The following is a 16119-nucleotide window of genomic DNA, read 5'->3' as shown; positions in this document are numbered from 1 at the left end:
TCCTCTCCGCGCCCGCGGTGTGTTCCGGGGCCGTGCCGCGTTCCGGGCTCGTAGGTTCCGCCGCGCCTGCCGTGCCTGCCGTGCCTGCCGTGCCTGCCGTGCCTGCCGTGCCTGCCGTGCCTGCCGTGCCCGCCGTGTCCGTCTGGCGTTCCGGGCCCTGACCGTGCGGGACGAACCCGGGTCCGGGCAGGTGTCCGAACCCGGACGCGGCCGCGTCCGGCCCGGTGGCGCCGGCGGGACATCGAAGTCCCCCGGCCCGGCGGGTCGTTCGTTGCTCGTGCGCTCGTCATGCCTACGATGCGCCTGGTTCAAGAGGGGGGCCGCTCTGCCGTGTGGGCTGCTCGGTGTCCAAGAGGCAACCGACGCAAGGGAGTTCACCGATGCCCGGAGCAGTCTCACGCGATCGTCGCCACTTTCTCACCGCCTCGGCCGCCGTCCTCGGCGCCTCCGCCTCCGCCCAGCTCTGGCTGCCCGGCACCGCGCGGGCGGCCGAAACCCCGCTGCCCGAGGGCGTGTTCAGCCTCGGTGTGGCCTCCGGTGACCCGTTGCCCGACGGTGTCGTGCTGTGGACCCGGCTCGCCCCCGACCCGCTGAACGGCGGCGGCATGCCCGACCGCACGGTGCCGGTCGACTGGGAGATCTCCGAGGACGCCCGCTTCCGCAAGGCGTTACGCCGCGGCACCGCGCCGGCGCGTCCTGAGTACGGCCACAGTGTCCACGTCGACGTGCGCGGGCTGCGCCCGGACCGCGTGTACTGGTACCGCTTCCGCGCGGGCGGCAGGCTCTCCCCGACCGGCCGCACCCGCACCGCGCCGCCCGTCTCCCGTGCGGGCGGCTCGCTGCGCCTGGCCCTCGCCTCGTGCCAGAACTGGCAGAACGGCCACTTCACCCCGTACGCCGACATGCTCGGCCAGGACCCCGACGTGGTCCTGTTCGTCGGCGACTACATCTACGAGTCCGCGCCCTCGGCGACGGCGGTGCGCCGCCACGAGGGCACGGGGGAGCCGTACACCCTCGTCCAGTACCGCAACCGGTACGCCCAGTACCGCGGCGACCCTCACCTCGCGGCGATGCACGCGCACGCCCCCTGGGTGGTCACCTTCGACGACCACGAGGTCGACAACGACTTCGCCGGGGAGATCCCGCAGGACCCCGGCAAGCAGACGCACGGCGCGTTCGTGGCCCGGCTGGCCGCCGCCTACCAGGCGTACTACGAGCACATGCCCGTCCGGGCCTCCGCGGTCCCGGACGGACCGCACATCCGGATGTACCGGCGGCTCGACTTCGGACGCCTCGCCCGGCTGAACGTCCTGGACACCCGGCAGTTCCGCAGCGACCAGGCGACCGGACAGCAGGGGGCGCAGGACCCCTCGCTCACCATGCTCGGCGCGGAGCAGAGGGACCGGCTGCTGCGCGGGCTGCGGCACTCGCCCGCCCGCTGGAACGTCGTCGCCTCGCAGATCATGATGGCCGAGACCGACCTGCGGATCGGCGAGGGCAAGCTCTGGTACTACGACGCCTGGGACGGCTACCAGGCCGAACGCAACGCCCTCATGACGGAGTTCGCGACGGTCCGCAATCCCGTCGTCCTCAGCGGCGACCGGCACCTCACGATGATCAGCGACCTCAAGGCGGACTTCGCCGAACCGGAGTCCGACGTCGTGGGCGCCGAGTTCGTCGGGACGTCGATCTCCAGCGGCGGCGACCAGGACCAGACGGCCTTCCACGCGGAGTGGGACCCGCGGATTCCGGACAACCCGCACTGGAAGTTCATCGACGCCCGCCGCGGCTACCACCTCTTCGACATCCGGCGGGACGGCATCGACGCCCAGGTGCGCGTCACGGAGACGGTGCTGAGGCCCGACGCCCCCTCGGGTCCGGCGGCCCGTCTGCGGGTCGAGGCAGGGAAACCGGGCGTCCGGCTCGTCTGACGCGCCGGGGAGCCCGGGGGGATCGTGAGGACTCCGCGCGGGACGTGTGGAGTTACTCACAGCAAATCCGGACAATTCGGTCCGAGGTCCTCGAAGTCGCCCGTGTGCAAGGTGAATGCCCGGTTGCGCCCACATATGCAGCGGGAGGCGCTCACCTTGCACCGTAGTAACCGTAGGTGGGACCATTCCGGGGTTCCCTGTCGCCCCAAGGTAGGTCATCCGTGTCTGAGCACATTGCCAAGCCCCGTACGACCGCAGTGATCCTGGCCGGCGGCACCGGTCAGCGCGTGGGTCTGTCGATTCCGAAGCAGCTGCTGAAGATCGCAGGCAAGGCGGTCATCGAGCACACGCTGACCACGTTCGAGCAGGCCGATTCGATCGACGACATCATCGTGCTCATGGCCCCGGGCTATGTGCCGGACGTCGAGAAGATCGTCGCGAAGGCGGGCTTCACGAAGGTGACCCGCGTCATCGAGGGCGGCTCGACGCGGAACGAGACGACCGAGCGCGCCATCGCCGCGCTCGGCGAGGGCCTGGCCGAGGGCGAGGACGCCAACGTCCTGTTCCACGACGCCGTGCGCCCGCTGCTGTCCGAGCGCGTCATAGACGACTGCGTCACGGCCCTCGAGCGCTACCAGGCCGTCGACGTCGCCATCCCGTCCGCGGACACGATCATCGTGACCCGTACCCACGGCGAGGACGGCGAGTTCATCACCGAGATCCCGGACCGCTCCCGGCTGCGCCGCGGCCAGACGCCCCAGGCGTTCAAGCTGTCCACCATCCGCCGCGCCTACCAGGTCGCGGCCGGTGACCCCAACTTCCAGGCCACGGACGACTGCTCGGTCGTGCTCAAGTACCTGCCGGACGTGCCGATCCACGTCGTGGCGGGCGACGAGTACAACATGAAGGTCACCCAGCCCGTCGACGTCTTCATCGCCGACAAGCTCTTCCAGCTCGCCTCCACCGCCGCGCCCGCGCAGGCCGACGAGGCCGCCTACCGCGAGCTGCTCACCGGCAAGACCGTCGTCGTCTTCGGTGGCTCGTACGGCATCGGCAAGGACATAGCCGAGCTCGCCGCGGGCTACGGCGCGAAGACGTACGCGCTCGGCCGCTCCACCACCGGCACGCACGTCGAGAACCCCGAGGAGGTCGACGACGCGCTGTCCACGGCGTACGCGGAGACCGGGCGCATCGACTACGTCATCAACACCGCGGGCGTGCTGCGCATCGGCAAGCTGGCCGAGACGGACAACGCCACCATCGAGGAAGCGCTGAAGGTCAACTACCTGGCCCCGGTGCAGATAGCCCGCTCCTCCTACAAGTACCTGGCCGAGAGCAAGGGCCAGCTGCTGCTCTACACCTCCAGCAGCTACACCCGCGGCCGCGCCGAGTACAGCCTCTACTCCTCCACCAAGGCCGCCATGGTGAACCTGACCCAGGCGCTGTCCGACGAGTGGGCCGGCGACGGAATCCGCGTCAACTGCATCAACCCCGAGCGCACCGCGACCCCCATGCGCACCAAGGCGTTCGGCCAGGAGCCCGCGGGCTCGCTGCTGTCCTCCGAGGCCGTCGCGCACACCTCGCTCGACGTCCTGCTCTCCGAGCTGACCGGTCACGTCATCGACGTCCGCCAGCAGGACCCGACGGCGGGCGCGGGCCGCGCCTCCGGCTTCGAGGCCGCTCTGGCCAGCGTCCTGGACCGCCAGGACGGCGTGGCATAATCAAAAACGAATAGTCTTTCGGAATTCAGGCCTTTGTGTCCGCGCGTTCTCCGCGCATTCACAAGGGCCTGAGTCCGTAAGGTTCCCTTTTTGCTTTTGGTTCCCTATGAGGCACCAAAAGGGCTTTTTGGTATCAAAACCGGCACTCACCCCTCAAGAGCAGGTTTCTCCGTGATTTCCACCGCTATTCGCGTTGCCCGAGTGGGCAGCGCGGCCGAGCTGGCGGCGGCGGCCCTGATGATCCTGGGCTTCCCCTGCCTGATGCTCGCCGCGCTCCTGCCGAGCGTCGGCGCCTTCGCGGCCGCGGCCGCCGTCACGTACCTGGCGGACCACTATCTGCACCGGCGCGGCAGCTATCTGATCAACCGCCTCAGCAAGGTGCGGGCCGGTCTGTCCATCAGGTTCCTGATCAGGCAGTTGCTGCTCGTCCTGCTCCTGGCGCGGCTCGACCTGTCCGACAACATGGTCTTCTACGCGGCCATCGCGTGCTTCCTGGCCTTCTACGGCTTCCAGGCACCGCACGGCGCGCTGATCACGCTGATACGGCTGCGCCGCAAGATGCCCGTCGCCACCCGCAACGTGGACCTGGGCTCGCGCTTGCGCATCCCGGACGCGCCGCCGCGCGGGCTGCTGTCGCGGTCCGCGGAGAAGATGCTCCACCTCGACCTCGTGGCCGTCGTCGGCCTCCTGGTCGCCGGGGCGACCGGCGACAGCGTCTACGGCTTCGCCGGCGTCGCCGCGAGCCTGCTGCTGGCCTTCGGCTACGTCGCGGCCCTCGTGCCGTTCGTGCGCGGCCGGAAGACCCCGCCGAACCCCGAGAAGGTCCTGGCGGCCGTCGACGCGTGGCTGGGCGACTACCGCCCGGAGACGCTCCTGTACTTCTCGGGTTCCAAGGACTCCGCCTACCAGGTCAACATGTGGCTGGAGACGATGGAGCAGCTGGACACCCGGCCGCTGATCATCCTCCGCGAGCGGGCCATCCTGGAGCGCATGGCGCCCACCACGGTGCCGGTCATCTGCGTGCCCGGAGGGGTGCACCTGATGAACATGGACCTCTCGACGGTGCGGGTCGCGCTGTACGCGGCGAACGTCGGCAAGAACATCCACATGCTGCGCGTTCCCACGATCCAGCACGTCTTCATCGGCCACGGCGACAGCGACAAGCTCGCCAGCGTCAACCCGTTCAGCAAGGTGTACGACGAGGTGTGGACCGCGGGCCGTGCGGGCCGCGACCGTTACGCGATCGCCGACGTCGGCGTCCGCGACGACGACATCGTCGAGGTCGGCCGTCCGCAGCTGGCCCCGATCCAGACCTGGCAGGGTGTGCCCGAGGGACGCATACCCACCGTGCTGTACGCGCCGACCTGGGAGGGCTGGGACGGCAACCCCGGCAACACCTCGATCGTGCTCGCCGGTGAGAACATCGTGAGGAAGCTGGTCGCGGCCGACCCGCCGGTCCGCGTCCTGTACAAGCCGCACCCCTTCACGGGCACCGTCAGCCCCGAGGCCGGCGCCGCCCACCGGCGCATCACCGCCCTGGTCGAGAAGGCCGCCGCCGAGCGCGCCGGCGACCCCCGCTTCACCGCCGACGCGGCCGCCCAGGCGGGGGCCAGGACCGAGCTGGCCCGTATCGAGGCCCGTATCGCCGAGCTGACCGGCACCGGCGGCGAGAAGCGTGACGAGGCCGAGGCCAGCCGCGACGGCATGGTCGACGTGTCCCGGCACGCCGAGGTCGCCCGGCTGCGCGCCGAGTGGAACGACACCTACTGGCGTTCCTTCAGCACCGCCGAGCACCGTGTCATCACCGGCGCCGAACCGCGTCTGTACGACTGCTTCAACGTCTCCGACGCGATGGTCTCGGACATCTCCAGCGTCGTCTCCGACTTCATCGCGAGCGGCAAGCCGTACGCCGTCACCGACTCCGCGGAGCTCGGCGTCGAGGAGTTCAAGCGCCAGAACACCGCGGTGCGCGCCGCCGTGATCCTGTCCAACTCGTCCGCGGAGCTGGGCGAGCTGCTCGCGGCGGTGGCCGACCCCTCCGCGGACGCGCAGGCGGCCAGCCGCCAGGAGCTCAAGCGCTATCTGCTGGGCCCCGACGAGCCGGCCTCCATCGACCAGTTCAACTCCGCGGTACGGGAACTGGCGCGCGAGGCCGAGCGCCGCAACCTCGGCCAGCAGAGCGTGATGTCCGCCGAGGCCGTGGACCTCGCCGGCGCGGTTCCCGCCCAGCGGGTGACCGGCGAGACGGACGAGGCCGCGGTCACCGGCTGATCCGGTCCGCGAGCACACACGGGCATGGCCCCGGGCGCTTCTGCCCGGGGCCATGCCCGTTTCTTACGCCCCTCGCCGTTTCTCTTACGTCGTTCTGCGAGCCTTGGCGGGCAAGCCCCCCACCGTTTCCTGTGACCTGAGTCACGAAATGAGTCGTTCCGGGCAACCGGCCCGTACTTCCAGTCGTCTTCTAGATAGCGATTGAGGTGATAAGGGGGAAATGTTCTTGTGACACTTCCCGAACGAGGGGGAAACGTGACGCAACCTGATGTGAGCATCGTCATCGGGGCGTACGAAGCAATGCCGTACCTGGTCAAATGTCTGGAATCCGTGGAGGACCAGACGATCGGGGCGGAACGTATCGAAGTCATCGCGGTCGACGACGGGTCGACGGATGGCACGGGGGAGTATCTGGAGCAGTTCGCCGAGCGCGCGGCCCTGTCCGTGACGGTGGTCCGGCAGGCGAACTCGGGCGGCCCCAGCGGCCCGCGCAACGTCGGTCTCGCGAAGGCGCGGGGGCGCTACGTCTTCTTCCTGGACGCCGACGACTACTTCGGCCCCGAGGCCTTGGAGCGCATGGTCGCCATGGCCGACGCGCAGGGCACGGACGTCGTGCTCGGCAAGGTCGTCGGGGTCAACAGGACGGCTCCGAAGACGATGTGGGGCAAGACCCAGCCCCGTACCGACGTCTTCTCCTCGAACATCAAGTTCACGCTGAGCGCGCAGAAGCTGTTCCGCCGCGACCTGCTCACCCGGCACGGGATGGTCTTCGACGAGTCCCTGAAGACCGGCGAGGACGCGCTGTTCACGATGGAGGCCTACCTCCGCGCCGACGGCGTCTCCGTGGTCGCCGACTACGACTGCTACCACCTGGTCGGCCGCGACGACGGCAAGCACGTGACCAAGAGCGGCGGTTACACCCTGCGCTTCGACTCGGCCCGCGCGCTGATGAATCTCATCGCCGAGTACGTGCCCGCCGGGCCGCGCCGCGACGCTCTCATGGTCAGGCCGTTCCTGATCACCCTGCTCCCGCAGTTCGGGCCCGGGCTGCTCAAGCAGAGCGAGAAGGTGCGCGCCCACAAGCTCGAACTGGCCAAGCCGCTGATGGACGCCTACTGGAACGAAGGCGTCGCCCGCCGGCTCAAGGTCCACGAGCGGCTGCGGCTGCATCTGGTGGCCCGCGGCCGGGGCGATCTCCTCCTGGACGTGGTGGAGTTCGTCAAGTCGAAGAAGGCGCCGGGGATAGTGCTGGAGTCGCGCGGCCGCAAGGTCTTCCTCGCCTACCCGCACTTCCGCGACCAGGGCGCGGGCGTCCCGGACAGCTACTACGTCCCGACGACCCGTGAGACGGTCACCATCGAGGGCTTCAAGGCCCGGCCCAAGCCGTTCCAGCGGCTGCGCAGGCTGGCGCGACGGGTGCTCGGCCCCCGGCGCTGACAGGGCCCCTCGTCGGCTCCTCCCGGCGTCCGTCACGCGGACCGGCGCCGGGAGGCCTCCGCCGCCCTACGGGCGGCCCGACTGCAACGCCCTGCGCAGGGGCCGGCCCACCGCGCGGCGCGCCAGTCTGTAGACCGAGCGCCCGGGCGTTCCGGCCGGTCCCGGGGTGAGCTTCACCGTCTTGGGCTTGCGGGTCAGTTCCCGCTTCAACCGGACGTTCTCCGTGGACAGTTCGGTGATCCGGCTCTGGAGGAAGCCGAAACGCGTGGTGAGCGAGGCGATGTCGGCGTCGTTCCAGGGCCGGACCCCGGGCGGGAAGGCCAGGGAACGCAGGCGCTCCTCGTGGGCGGCGCCCCCGTCGCCGTGCGTGAACGTGTTCTCCAGGCCGTTGCGGGTCAGGAACCCCGTGAAACGCTCGAAGCGCTCCCGGTGCCCGCGGGTCAGCACGCCGAAGTCGGCCTCCTCGTACAGCTCGGCCGGATCGAGGTCCGCAGGCAGCCTGGTGATCGGCCGGTGCGGGATGCCGAAGTAGCGGCACAGCTCCAGCGTGCGGGAGTCGCCGCACAGCACCGTCGCGGGCGTGCCGGCGAGCAGCGCGGCGATGTTCCCGTGGATGCGGGAGCCGAACGAGAAGTCGAAGTCGCGCAGATCGTCGATCCAGGTGACCGGATCGATGTACACCCGGACCTTGTCCTCGCGGAACATCGGGTGGTCCGGATGCGTGGGCATCTCGGTCACGGCGCCGTTCGGGTCCGACAGGTCGCGCCAGTGCAACTGCCGGGCGTCGCTGAGGTTCTGGCCGATGAAACGCAGATGCGGATAGCGCGCGTGGGCGTTGCGGACGACCGGGTCCAGGCCCTGCGACCGCATCGCGCTGTGCGAACCGTTCACCGCGATCCGGGACCCCGGTCCGAGCGAGTCGGCGCGCTTTCCCGCACGGCCGGCTCGATCGGCTTCAGCCGCGCCGGGTTGTAGCTCAGCCCGGTCTGCGCGCCGATGCCCGGGACGATCACCGGGATCCTCAACTTGCCGATGAGCCGCGTCAGTCGGCGCAGCTGCGGTTCGAAGGAGGGCCGGAACGCGTTGGCCAGTGGCACGACGAACGCGTCGAACTCCTCGTTGATACGGCCCGCGGCGGCCACGTCGGTGCGGATGCCGTTGGACACGACCTCGGTGCGCGGGGTCTCGAGGATCTTGTGCGCGGCGTCGCTGAAGATGAGGTTGCCCGCGTTGGTGGCGAAGACGTCCTGGTGGAGGGCCTGTTCCACGGGGACGACGTCGTAGGGGCTCTTGCCCGATCTCAGCAATATGCGCTTCACGGGGGGAACGGTAGGTGAGACGACATTCAACTTGACTTTGCGATGCCTTTAATTCCCATGAGGAACCCGTACAACTTTTTTCGCGTAAGCAACTTGTGATCACGCAACTACGCGGCGCCGTCCGCCTGCTGGACCGGCGGGCCGGGGGACCCGCCCTTCGCGTAGATTGCTGGACGGGGCACCCGGACCGACGCGAGGGGACACACCGCAGGTGGCAGCGGCAAGGCAGGGCGAGACGCACGCCGACAGGGACGCCGTGGCGCGGGCCCACAGGATCATCGTCAAGGTGGGTTCCTCGTCGCTCACCACCGCCTCGGGCGGCCTCGACGCGGACCGGGTCGACGCCCTCGTCGACGTCCTCGCCAAGGCCCGTGACGGAGGCGAGAAGGAGATCGTCCTCGTCTCCTCCGGGGCCATCGCCGCCGGCCTCGCGCCGCTCGGACTGCGCCGCCGCCCCAAGGACCTCGCCCGCCAGCAGGCGGCCGCGAGCGTCGGCCAGGGCCTCCTGATGGCCCGCTACACCGCCTCGTTCGCCCGCTACGGCATCCGCGTCGGACAGGTGCTCCTCACCTCCGACGACACCAGCAGGCGCGCCCACCACCGCAACGCCTCGCGCACCCTGGACAAGCTCCTCGCGATGGGTGCCCTGCCGGTCGTCAACGAGAACGACACGGTGGCCACGGACGAGATCCGCTTCGGCGACAACGACCGTCTCGCCGCCCTCGTCGCCCATCTCGTACGCGCCGACCTCCTGATCCTGCTCTCGGACGTGGACGGGGTCTACGACGGCGACCCGAGCAGGCCCGGCACCTCACGGATCGCCCAGGTGCGCGAGCCCGCCGACCTCGCCGGCATCGAGATCGGCAGCGCAGGCAAGGCGGGCGTCGGCACCGGCGGCATGGTCACCAAGGTCGAGGCGGCCAGGATCGCCGCCGCGGCCGGCATCCCGGTGGTGCTGACCAGCGCGGTCCACGCCGCCGACGCCTTCGCAGGCCGGGACACCGGCACCTTCTTCCACGCCACCGGCAAGAGGTCGGCCGACCGCCTGCTGTGGCTCCAGCACGCCTCCACCCCGCAGGGCGCGCTCACCCTGGACGACGGCGCCGTGCGCGCGGTCGTCGAGCGGCGCACGTCGCTGCTGCCCGCGGGCATCGCGGCCGTCGAGGGCGACTTCACCGCGGGAGACCCGGTCGAACTGCGCGACGGCGCCGGCCGGGCCGTCGCCCGGGGGCTGGTGAACTTCGACGCCAAGGAGATCCCCCAGCTGATCGGACGTTCCACCCGGGAACTGGCGCGCGAGCTGGGCCCCGCGTACGAGCGCGAGGTCGTGCACCGCGACGACCTCGTCCTGCTGAACCCGTAGGACGGACGTCCGGCCGCGCGCGTCCCGTCGCGCCCCGCCCGCGCGCGTCCGCGGGGACCCGCGTCCCGGCCGGTGGACGTCACGGTGACCCCATCCGCCCGCCGCGGCCCCGGGCGCACCACCGAATCCGCTGTCCGGTACACCCGGAAACGGCCGAATCCCCCGCCCCCAGCGGTGGACGTTCCGTAAAACCGCCACACGGCGGCTTCTCACCTGCTCAACTTTGTGGCAGGGAGAGTCCGGGATCGGGTACGACCATCGGGTAAAGGAGGCCGTCGTGAGACGAGTACGCCCTGGGGCGGCGGCGTCCCGCGGTGGTCCCGCCTCCCGCCCGGTGGGTGAGGAGCGGGCCCTGACCAGCGTCGCGGCCGGCGACAGCTACGGAGGCGAGCGGCCCGCCGACCAGCCCCGGCTGTGGCACGTCACGCTCAGCGTGTCCGGCGGCGAGGCCCCGCTGACCGAGGTGCGGCGCGGTCTCGAACAGCTCGCCCACGACCACCCCTTCCTGCTGACCAGCCGGTACGCCAACGACCACGCGGAGATCCGCTACTGGGAGGAGGCCCGCGACCTGCACGACGCGGCGGCCGTCGCGCTGCGCCTGTGGGGCGAGCACCGCCAGACCGCGAAACTCCCGCCCTGGGAGATCGTCGGCCTGGAGGTCATCGACCGCGAGACCTACCACCAGCGGATCGCCGAGGGGTACGGACCGCTGCCCGCCACACCTGTGGGAGTTCATCCCTTTTGAGCCCGTCTCGCCGAATGGGACGACCGCCGAAACGGCCCGCCGGGCGCACTACCCTTCCCCCATGACCACGCTCTCGCCGTACGACTCCATGTCCCCGGTGGCCCAGGCCGCCTATCGCGCGAAGTCCGCCGCCGCCGACCTGGCGCCGCTGCCGCGGGCCGAGAAGGACGACGCGCTGCTCGCGATCGCGGACGCGCTGGAAGTCCGTACGAGCGAGATCGTCGCCGCCAACGCCAAGGACATCGCCAAGGCGCGCGAGGCCGGGACCGCCGAGAGCATCATCGACCGCCTCACGCTCACCCCCGAGCGGGTGCGCGCGATCGCCTCCGACGTCCGTGACGTCGTGGCGCTGCCCGACCCGGTCGGCGAGGTCGTCCGCGGCTCCACCCTCCCGAACGGTATCGACCTGCGCCAGGTCCGCGTCCCCCTCGGCGTCGTCGGCATCATCTACGAGGCCCGCCCGAACGTGACCGTCGACGCGGCCGCCCTGTGCCTGAAGTCCGGCAACGCGGTCCTGCTGCGCGGCTCGTCCTCCGCCTACGAGTCGAACACGGCCCTCGTGCAGGTCCTGCGCGACGCCGTCGGCGGCGCCGGACTGCCCGCCGACGCGGTCCAGCTCGTCCCCGGCGAGGGCCGCGAGTCGGTCCGTGAGCTGATGCGCGCCCGCGGCCTGGTCGACGTCCTCATCCCGCGCGGCGGCGCCTCCCTGATCCGCACGGTCGTCCAGGAGTCCACCGTCCCGGTCATCGAGACCGGTACCGGCAACTGCCACGTGTACGTCGACGCCCAGGCCGACCTCGACATGGCCGTCGACATCCTGATCAACTCCAAGGCGCAGCGGCCCAGCGTCTGCAACGCGGCCGAGACCCTCCTGGTCCACCAGGACATCGCCGCGGAGTTCCTGCCGCGCGCCCTGGACGCCCTCGCGGACGCCGGGGTCACCGTGCACGCGGACGAGCGGGTCCTCGCCTTCGCCAAGGACTCCCGGGCCACCGTCGTGGAGGCCACGGCCGAGGACTGGGACACCGAGTACCTCTCCTACGACATCGCCGCGGCGGTCGTCGACTCGCTCGACAAGGCCGTGTCGCACATCCGGCTGTGGAGTTCCGGCCACACCGAGGCCATCGTCACCACCTCGCAGCAGGCCGCCCGCCGCTTCACCCAGCTGGTCGACTCCACGACCGTCGCCGTGAACGCCTCGACCCGCTTCACCGACGGCGGCCAGTTCGGCTTCGGCGCCGAGATCGGCATCTCCACCCAGAAGCTCCACGCGCGCGGCCCCATGGGACTGCCGGAGCTGACGAGCACCAAGTACATCGTCACGGGCGACGGCCACATCCGCCGCTGAGACTCCGGCGGGGGCGCGCGGGCCCCGCACGCCCCCGCGGGCCCGGAGGCGGCCCCATGCGGGCGTACGAGGGCTTCCGGGACCCCTGCCGGGCCGCGCGGACGGCGTGACGCCGGGAGCGGGGGCGCGCGGCGGACGGTGCACGGCCCGCGGTCCACTCGGGCGCGGGCACCTCGTCCAGACGAATTTCCGTACCGTCTGCCCAAATTGACCCCTCAGGTCTACTCTGGATCCGTGCCGGAGGACGTGGGGGGCACGCCGTTCCCTGACGGCTGGGAGCCCGACGACGACCACGACCGCGGGGGTGCGGACGAAGAGTTCGCCTCCGTGGTCTTCGACGAGGACTTCGTACGGGCGGCGGCGTTCCACGAACCGACCGCCGTCGAGAGGCTGCTCGCGGCAGCCCAGGCCCGGGCCGAGGCGTCCGAGGCCGAGGCCCGCCGGGCGCACGCCCGCGCCCGCGGCGACGACGACCGCTACGAGGACGCCTTCGGTCCCGACTTCGCCCACGATCCCGACCTGGACGACCCGGACGACTCCGAGGTCCTTGAAGGCCGTCACGGCTTCCCGGGGCTGTACGGCCGGCCCTACGGCAAGCAGATCCGCTGGCACCGTCCCGTGGCCTGGGTCCTCGCACTCGTCATGGGCATCGGCATGGTCGCCCTCGCCTTCACCGCGGTCTACCGCGGCGCCTCCTCCGGTGGTCAGGACCAGGTCCCCGCGCCCGCCTCCTCCGGTCTGGAACAGGGCCGGCAGAAGATCGTCGCGCCGGGTCCGTCCTCCTCCGCGACCGTTCCCCGCGCGACGGTGTCGGCGGTGCCGCGGACACCCTGACGCGGGGCCTCACGCGCCCTGACGCCGGTCTTCCCGCCGAGGCGCCCGCATCCGTCGCGCAGCGTGACCGTCCTGGTGGGAACCTGTCAGAACTTGTCGCGCACCACAGCGTTTACCGGAGCCCCCGGAGACCTACTCTGAAGGTATGGGCGGGCCTGGAGACCCACCTGAGGGGACACCCGAGGGTGCTCCCGCCGGTGGCGAGGACGAGTACCGATCCGTCGTCTTCGACGAGTCGTTCGTCCGTGCTGCCCGCCTCCAGGAGTTCTCCGCCCGGGAACGGATGGCCGACCACAGCCCGGCCGTGCGCCGCCGCCCGACCCTGCAACGCGGGCTCTCCCGGCAGGCCCTGCTCCTCGTCCTGCTGATAGCCATCGCCTTCGGCACCGCGATCTACATGGGCGTCCGGCACCCGTACCCGGCCGCCGTCACCCAGACGGCCGAGCCGCTGCGGATGACGGTGATCCCGCTCGCCCCGCAGAGCGCCGTCCCCGGCACCGCGAGCACGGACCAGCTCTACGGCAACAGCCCCGCCGCCCAGTTCCGCATCGGTGCCGAGGGCATCCCCCTGCCCGCGGTCCGGCGCACCGCGCACTTCTCCGACAGCCAGGTCGTCACCGCCCTGACCACCGCCAAGGACTATCTGGTGGAGTCGTCCCTCGACCCCAGCGTCCTGACCGGGGGCGCCACCCGGCCCGTACGGATCCTGCTCGACCCCCGGCAGCTCGACCAGTTCGACCAGAGCTTCGAACAGCCGGCCGCCGACGGACGGCACGCGCCGACCGGCTGGCTGATCCGCTTCGACGCGGGCCGCGCCCAGCTCGCCGACAAGGGGATCCGGGTGCAGGGCACCCTCCAGGCGGCCGAGTCCGACGCGAACACCCTGGAGGTCGTCGCCGACCACACCTTCGTCTACGCGCTGAAGCCGACGGGCGCGAACGCGCAGGCCAAGGCATCCCTGTTCACCGTCCGGCGCGAGCTGACCTTCCGCTTCGACAGCGACGACCTGCGGATGCACCAGGCCGAACTGGTCACGTCGTACGTCCAGGCCGGGCCGCTCGCCTGCTCCGACGACGCGGTGAGCCGGCTGCGGCCGCTGCTCGCGGGCCAGACGGCGAAGGCGGGCGGTCCGGCCGGCACCGACCCGTACGCCACCGGCAGCGCTACCGCCGTGTGCGGTTCACTGGCCAGGAGCGCGCAGCCGAAGGTGTGACCCGGGGGTCCCGGCGGTCCGGACAGCCGGGCGGGCCGCCGTCCGGGGGCTCCGCTCCGCTCGCTCCGCGGTTCGGGCCGTCCTCGGGACCCCGCCCGGCCCGGCGATCAGTCCCGGCCGTCCCCGTTCCCGTCCTTGTTCGCGTCCGAGTCCGCGTCCCCGTCGCCCGAGCGGTCCTCGCCCGTGGCCTTCCCGGTGCCGCCGTCCCCGGCCTTCCCGCCGGACGCGTCGGCCGTGCCGTCCTTGGGGGTGCCGCCCGCGAAGCCCCCGAAGCCGCGCCGCACCCGGCCCCCGAGGTCGCCCGCACCGCCCGCGATGTCGCTGACCAGCTTCATCAGCGGGTCCTTCGAGCTCTTCACGTCGCTCGCGTAGCTGGCCGCCGACTGCCGGAAGGAGTCCGACACGGAGGCGTCCTTGTCCTCCTCGCGCCGCGGGTAGTGGCCGTCCATGATCCGCTGGTGGTCGCGGGACTCGGCCCACTTCTTCAGCTCGGCCGCGCGGACCGCGGTGAAGGGATGCGTACGCGGCAGCACGTTGAGGATCTTCAGCACGGAGTCGCGCAGGTCGCCCGCCGCCTCGTACTCCTCGGCCTGCTCCAGGAACGCGTCCACGTTCATCTCGTGCAGATGATTGCCGCCCGCGATCTTCATCAGACCGCGCATCGAGGCCCGCAGGTCCTGGCCGACCAGCAGCCCGGCCCGGTCCGCCGACAGCTCCGACTTGCGGAACCACTCGCGCAGCGCGGTCACGATCGCCATGATCGCGAGGTTCCCCAGCGGGATCCAGGCGACCCGGACCGCGAGGTTGGTGAGGAACAGCAGGATCGTGCGGTAGACGGCGTGACCGGAGAGCGCGTGTCCGACCTCGTGGCCGACGACCGCCCGCATCTCCTCCTCGTCGAGCAGCTCGACGAGCCCGGTCGTCACGACGATGATCGGATCGTCCAGACCGATGCACATCGCGTTCGGCTGCGGATCCTGGTTCACGTACATCGGCGGGACCTTCTCCAGGTCCAGGATGTAACAGGCGTCCCGCAGCATGTCGTTGAGGTGCGCGAACTGGGCGTCCGAGACGCGCACCGAGTCGGACAGGAAGAGCAGGCGCAGACTGCGCTCGGGCAGCAGCCCGCTCAGGGCCTTGAAGACCGTGTCGAAACCGCTGAGCCTGCGCAGCGCCACCAGGGCGGACCGGTCCGCCGGGTGTTCGTAGGCCCGCGAGGAGATCCCCGCGAAGCGCCTGCGCTGCCTGCTCGGCACCTTCCCGTGCCCACCGGGTTCGTGGCCGCCGTCTGACATGTGTTCCCCCATGTGCGTCTCAGTGCCCCATGTGCCCCCGAGGCAGAGCCCAGCCTAGGCGGAGATACCGTTGTCGGGCAGTACAGCGAAGGAGTCGTACGACATGGAGCACATCCCCGCAGCCGCGTGGTTCACCGAGGCCGCCGCGGCGGCCGACAAGCAGGGTCCGGGCAATCTGCTCCGCGTCGTGCTGATCGTCATGATCATCGGAGTGGTCCTGGCCGCCTGGTTCCTGCTGCGCGGCTACAAGCGCGACGACTGACGGCCGGCCTCGGGCCCGGGGCCCGGGCGCCGTACCCAACGGCGGAGTCGGCGTGTTCGCGGCGTAGGCGCCCGCATACGATGGGCCGACATCTTCATCCCGCCCTCCCCACCTCTCGATCCAGGTCGAGCGGGGGGACCCTCATCGGATAGGTCTAGCCGAGATGAGCATCCAGCACACCGCCGCACAGTTGGCCACCGTCGTCGCCGAGGGCGAGAACGGCGGCAACCACGAGAGCCTCAGCCCGTACCTGACCGGCGGCGGGGCCCTGTTCATCCTGCTTCTGCTGCTGTGGATCACCACGCGCTTCAACCGCGACCGCTGAGCCCCGAGGGGCCCGCTCGGGGCCCCTGTCGGACGGAGCCCGTCGGCCGGGCCGG

The 16119-nt window shown here is 71.0% G+C and carries 14 protein-coding genes; 11 read left to right on the top strand and 3 right to left on the bottom strand.

The annotated features are described in order from the left end of the window. The first annotated feature begins 380 nt into the window (after positions 1-380). The 4 genes from WJM95_RS10500 to WJM95_RS10485 all read left to right on the top strand — a co-directional run bounded on the left by WJM95_RS10500 (position 381) and on the right by WJM95_RS10485 (position 7360). Positions 381-1931: an alkaline phosphatase D family protein gene (locus WJM95_RS10500; RefSeq protein WP_339129320.1), complete on the top strand. Its 1551-nt coding sequence runs from the start codon at positions 381-383 to the stop codon at positions 1929-1931. Positions 1932-2152: 221 nt separating this feature from the next. After that, positions 2153-3652 (top strand): bifunctional cytidylyltransferase/SDR family oxidoreductase, encoded by a 1500-nt coding sequence (locus WJM95_RS10495; protein ID WP_339129319.1) that lies wholly within the window; start codon positions 2153-2155, stop codon positions 3650-3652. A 201-nt stretch (positions 3653-3853) separates the two neighbouring features. Continuing rightward, on the top strand, positions 3854-5923 hold the full coding sequence (locus tag WJM95_RS10490; protein ID WP_339129318.1) for a hypothetical protein: 2070 nt from the start codon (positions 3854-3856) through the stop codon (positions 5921-5923). Positions 5924-6223: 300 nt separating this feature from the next. After that, on the top strand, positions 6224-7360 hold the full coding sequence (locus tag WJM95_RS10485; protein ID WP_339135464.1) for a glycosyltransferase family 2 protein: 1137 nt from the start codon (positions 6224-6226) through the stop codon (positions 7358-7360). Positions 7361-7426: 66 nt separating this feature from the next. On the opposite strand, the gene WJM95_RS10480 is transcribed toward WJM95_RS10485, so the two are convergent. Both WJM95_RS10480 and WJM95_RS10475 read right to left on the bottom strand, forming a co-directional pair. Then, positions 7427-8251, bottom strand: coding sequence for a hypothetical protein (locus tag WJM95_RS10480; protein WP_339129317.1), 825 nt, complete (start codon positions 8249-8251; stop codon positions 7427-7429). Beyond that, positions 8248-8679: a hypothetical protein gene (locus WJM95_RS10475; RefSeq protein WP_339129316.1), complete on the bottom strand. Its 432-nt coding sequence runs from the start codon at positions 8677-8679 to the stop codon at positions 8248-8250. Before WJM95_RS10475 ends, WJM95_RS10480 begins: the two co-directional genes overlap by 4 nt. 256 nt (positions 8680-8935) lie before the next feature. Here WJM95_RS10475 and proB point away from each other — a divergent pair, with 256 nt between their 5' ends. From proB to WJM95_RS10450, 5 genes are all read left to right on the top strand, one after another. Then, positions 8936-10042 carry a glutamate 5-kinase gene (gene proB / locus WJM95_RS10470; protein ID WP_339135462.1) on the top strand — a complete coding sequence of 369 codons (1107 nt, stop codon included), beginning with the start codon at positions 8936-8938 and terminating at the stop codon, positions 10040-10042. A gap of 277 nt (positions 10043-10319) precedes the next feature. Further along, a complete protein-coding gene (locus tag WJM95_RS10465) occupies positions 10320-10787 on the top strand; it encodes a hypothetical protein (protein WP_339129315.1) in 468 nt (155 codons plus the stop codon). 61 nt (positions 10788-10848) lie between these two features. Continuing rightward, positions 10849-12135: a glutamate-5-semialdehyde dehydrogenase gene (locus tag WJM95_RS10460; RefSeq protein WP_339129314.1), complete on the top strand. Its 1287-nt coding sequence runs from the start codon at positions 10849-10851 to the stop codon at positions 12133-12135. Between the two features lie 234 nt (positions 12136-12369). Beyond that, on the top strand, positions 12370-12969 hold the full coding sequence (locus WJM95_RS10455) for a hypothetical protein (protein ID WP_339129313.1): 600 nt from the start codon (positions 12370-12372) through the stop codon (positions 12967-12969). A gap of 145 nt (positions 12970-13114) precedes the next feature. After that, positions 13115-14182 (top strand): hypothetical protein, encoded by a 1068-nt coding sequence (locus WJM95_RS10450; protein WP_339129312.1) that lies wholly within the window; start codon positions 13115-13117, stop codon positions 14180-14182. A 107-nt stretch (positions 14183-14289) separates the two neighbouring features. Here the strand turns inward: WJM95_RS10450 and WJM95_RS10445 are convergent, their stop codons facing one another. Then, on the bottom strand, positions 14290-15477 hold the full coding sequence (locus tag WJM95_RS10445) for a M48 family metallopeptidase (RefSeq protein ID WP_339129311.1): 1188 nt from the start codon (positions 15475-15477) through the stop codon (positions 14290-14292). A 103-nt stretch (positions 15478-15580) separates the two neighbouring features. On the opposite strand from WJM95_RS10445, the gene WJM95_RS10440 reads away from it, so the two are divergent. Together WJM95_RS10440 and WJM95_RS10435 are read left to right on the top strand one after the other, a co-directional pair. After that, on the top strand, positions 15581-15739 hold the full coding sequence (locus WJM95_RS10440) for a hypothetical protein (protein ID WP_339129310.1): 159 nt from the start codon (positions 15581-15583) through the stop codon (positions 15737-15739). 163 nt (positions 15740-15902) lie between these two features. Continuing rightward, complete coding sequence (locus tag WJM95_RS10435) at positions 15903-16064, top strand: hypothetical protein (protein WP_339129309.1); 162 nt, start codon at positions 15903-15905, stop codon at positions 16062-16064. Positions 16065-16119: the final 55 nt, after the last annotated feature.

This window comes from Streptomyces sp. f51 (assembly GCF_037940415.1).
Taxonomy (GTDB): domain Bacteria; phylum Actinomycetota; class Actinomycetes; order Streptomycetales; family Streptomycetaceae; genus Streptomyces.
This window is presented reverse-complemented; position numbering and strand designations above follow the sequence as displayed.

Coding starts and splice junctions, on each gene's coding strand:
- WJM95_RS10500 (WP_339129320.1), top strand. CDS start 381: ATGCCCGGAGCAGTCTCACGCGATCGTCGCCACTTTCTCACCGCCTCG.
- WJM95_RS10485 (WP_339135464.1), top strand. CDS start 6,224: ATGCCGTACCTGGTCAAATGTCTGGAATCCGTGGAGGACCAGACGATC.
- WJM95_RS10460 (WP_339129314.1), top strand. CDS start 10,849: ATGACCACGCTCTCGCCGTACGACTCCATGTCCCCGGTGGCCCAGGCC.
- WJM95_RS10450 (WP_339129312.1), top strand. CDS start 13,115: ATGGGCGGGCCTGGAGACCCACCTGAGGGGACACCCGAGGGTGCTCCC.
- WJM95_RS10445 (WP_339129311.1), bottom strand. CDS start 15,477: ATGTCAGACGGCGGCCACGAACCCGGTGGGCACGGGAAGGTGCCGAGC.
- WJM95_RS10440 (WP_339129310.1), top strand. CDS start 15,581: ATGGAGCACATCCCCGCAGCCGCGTGGTTCACCGAGGCCGCCGCGGCG.
- WJM95_RS10435 (WP_339129309.1), top strand. CDS start 15,903: ATGAGCATCCAGCACACCGCCGCACAGTTGGCCACCGTCGTCGCCGAG.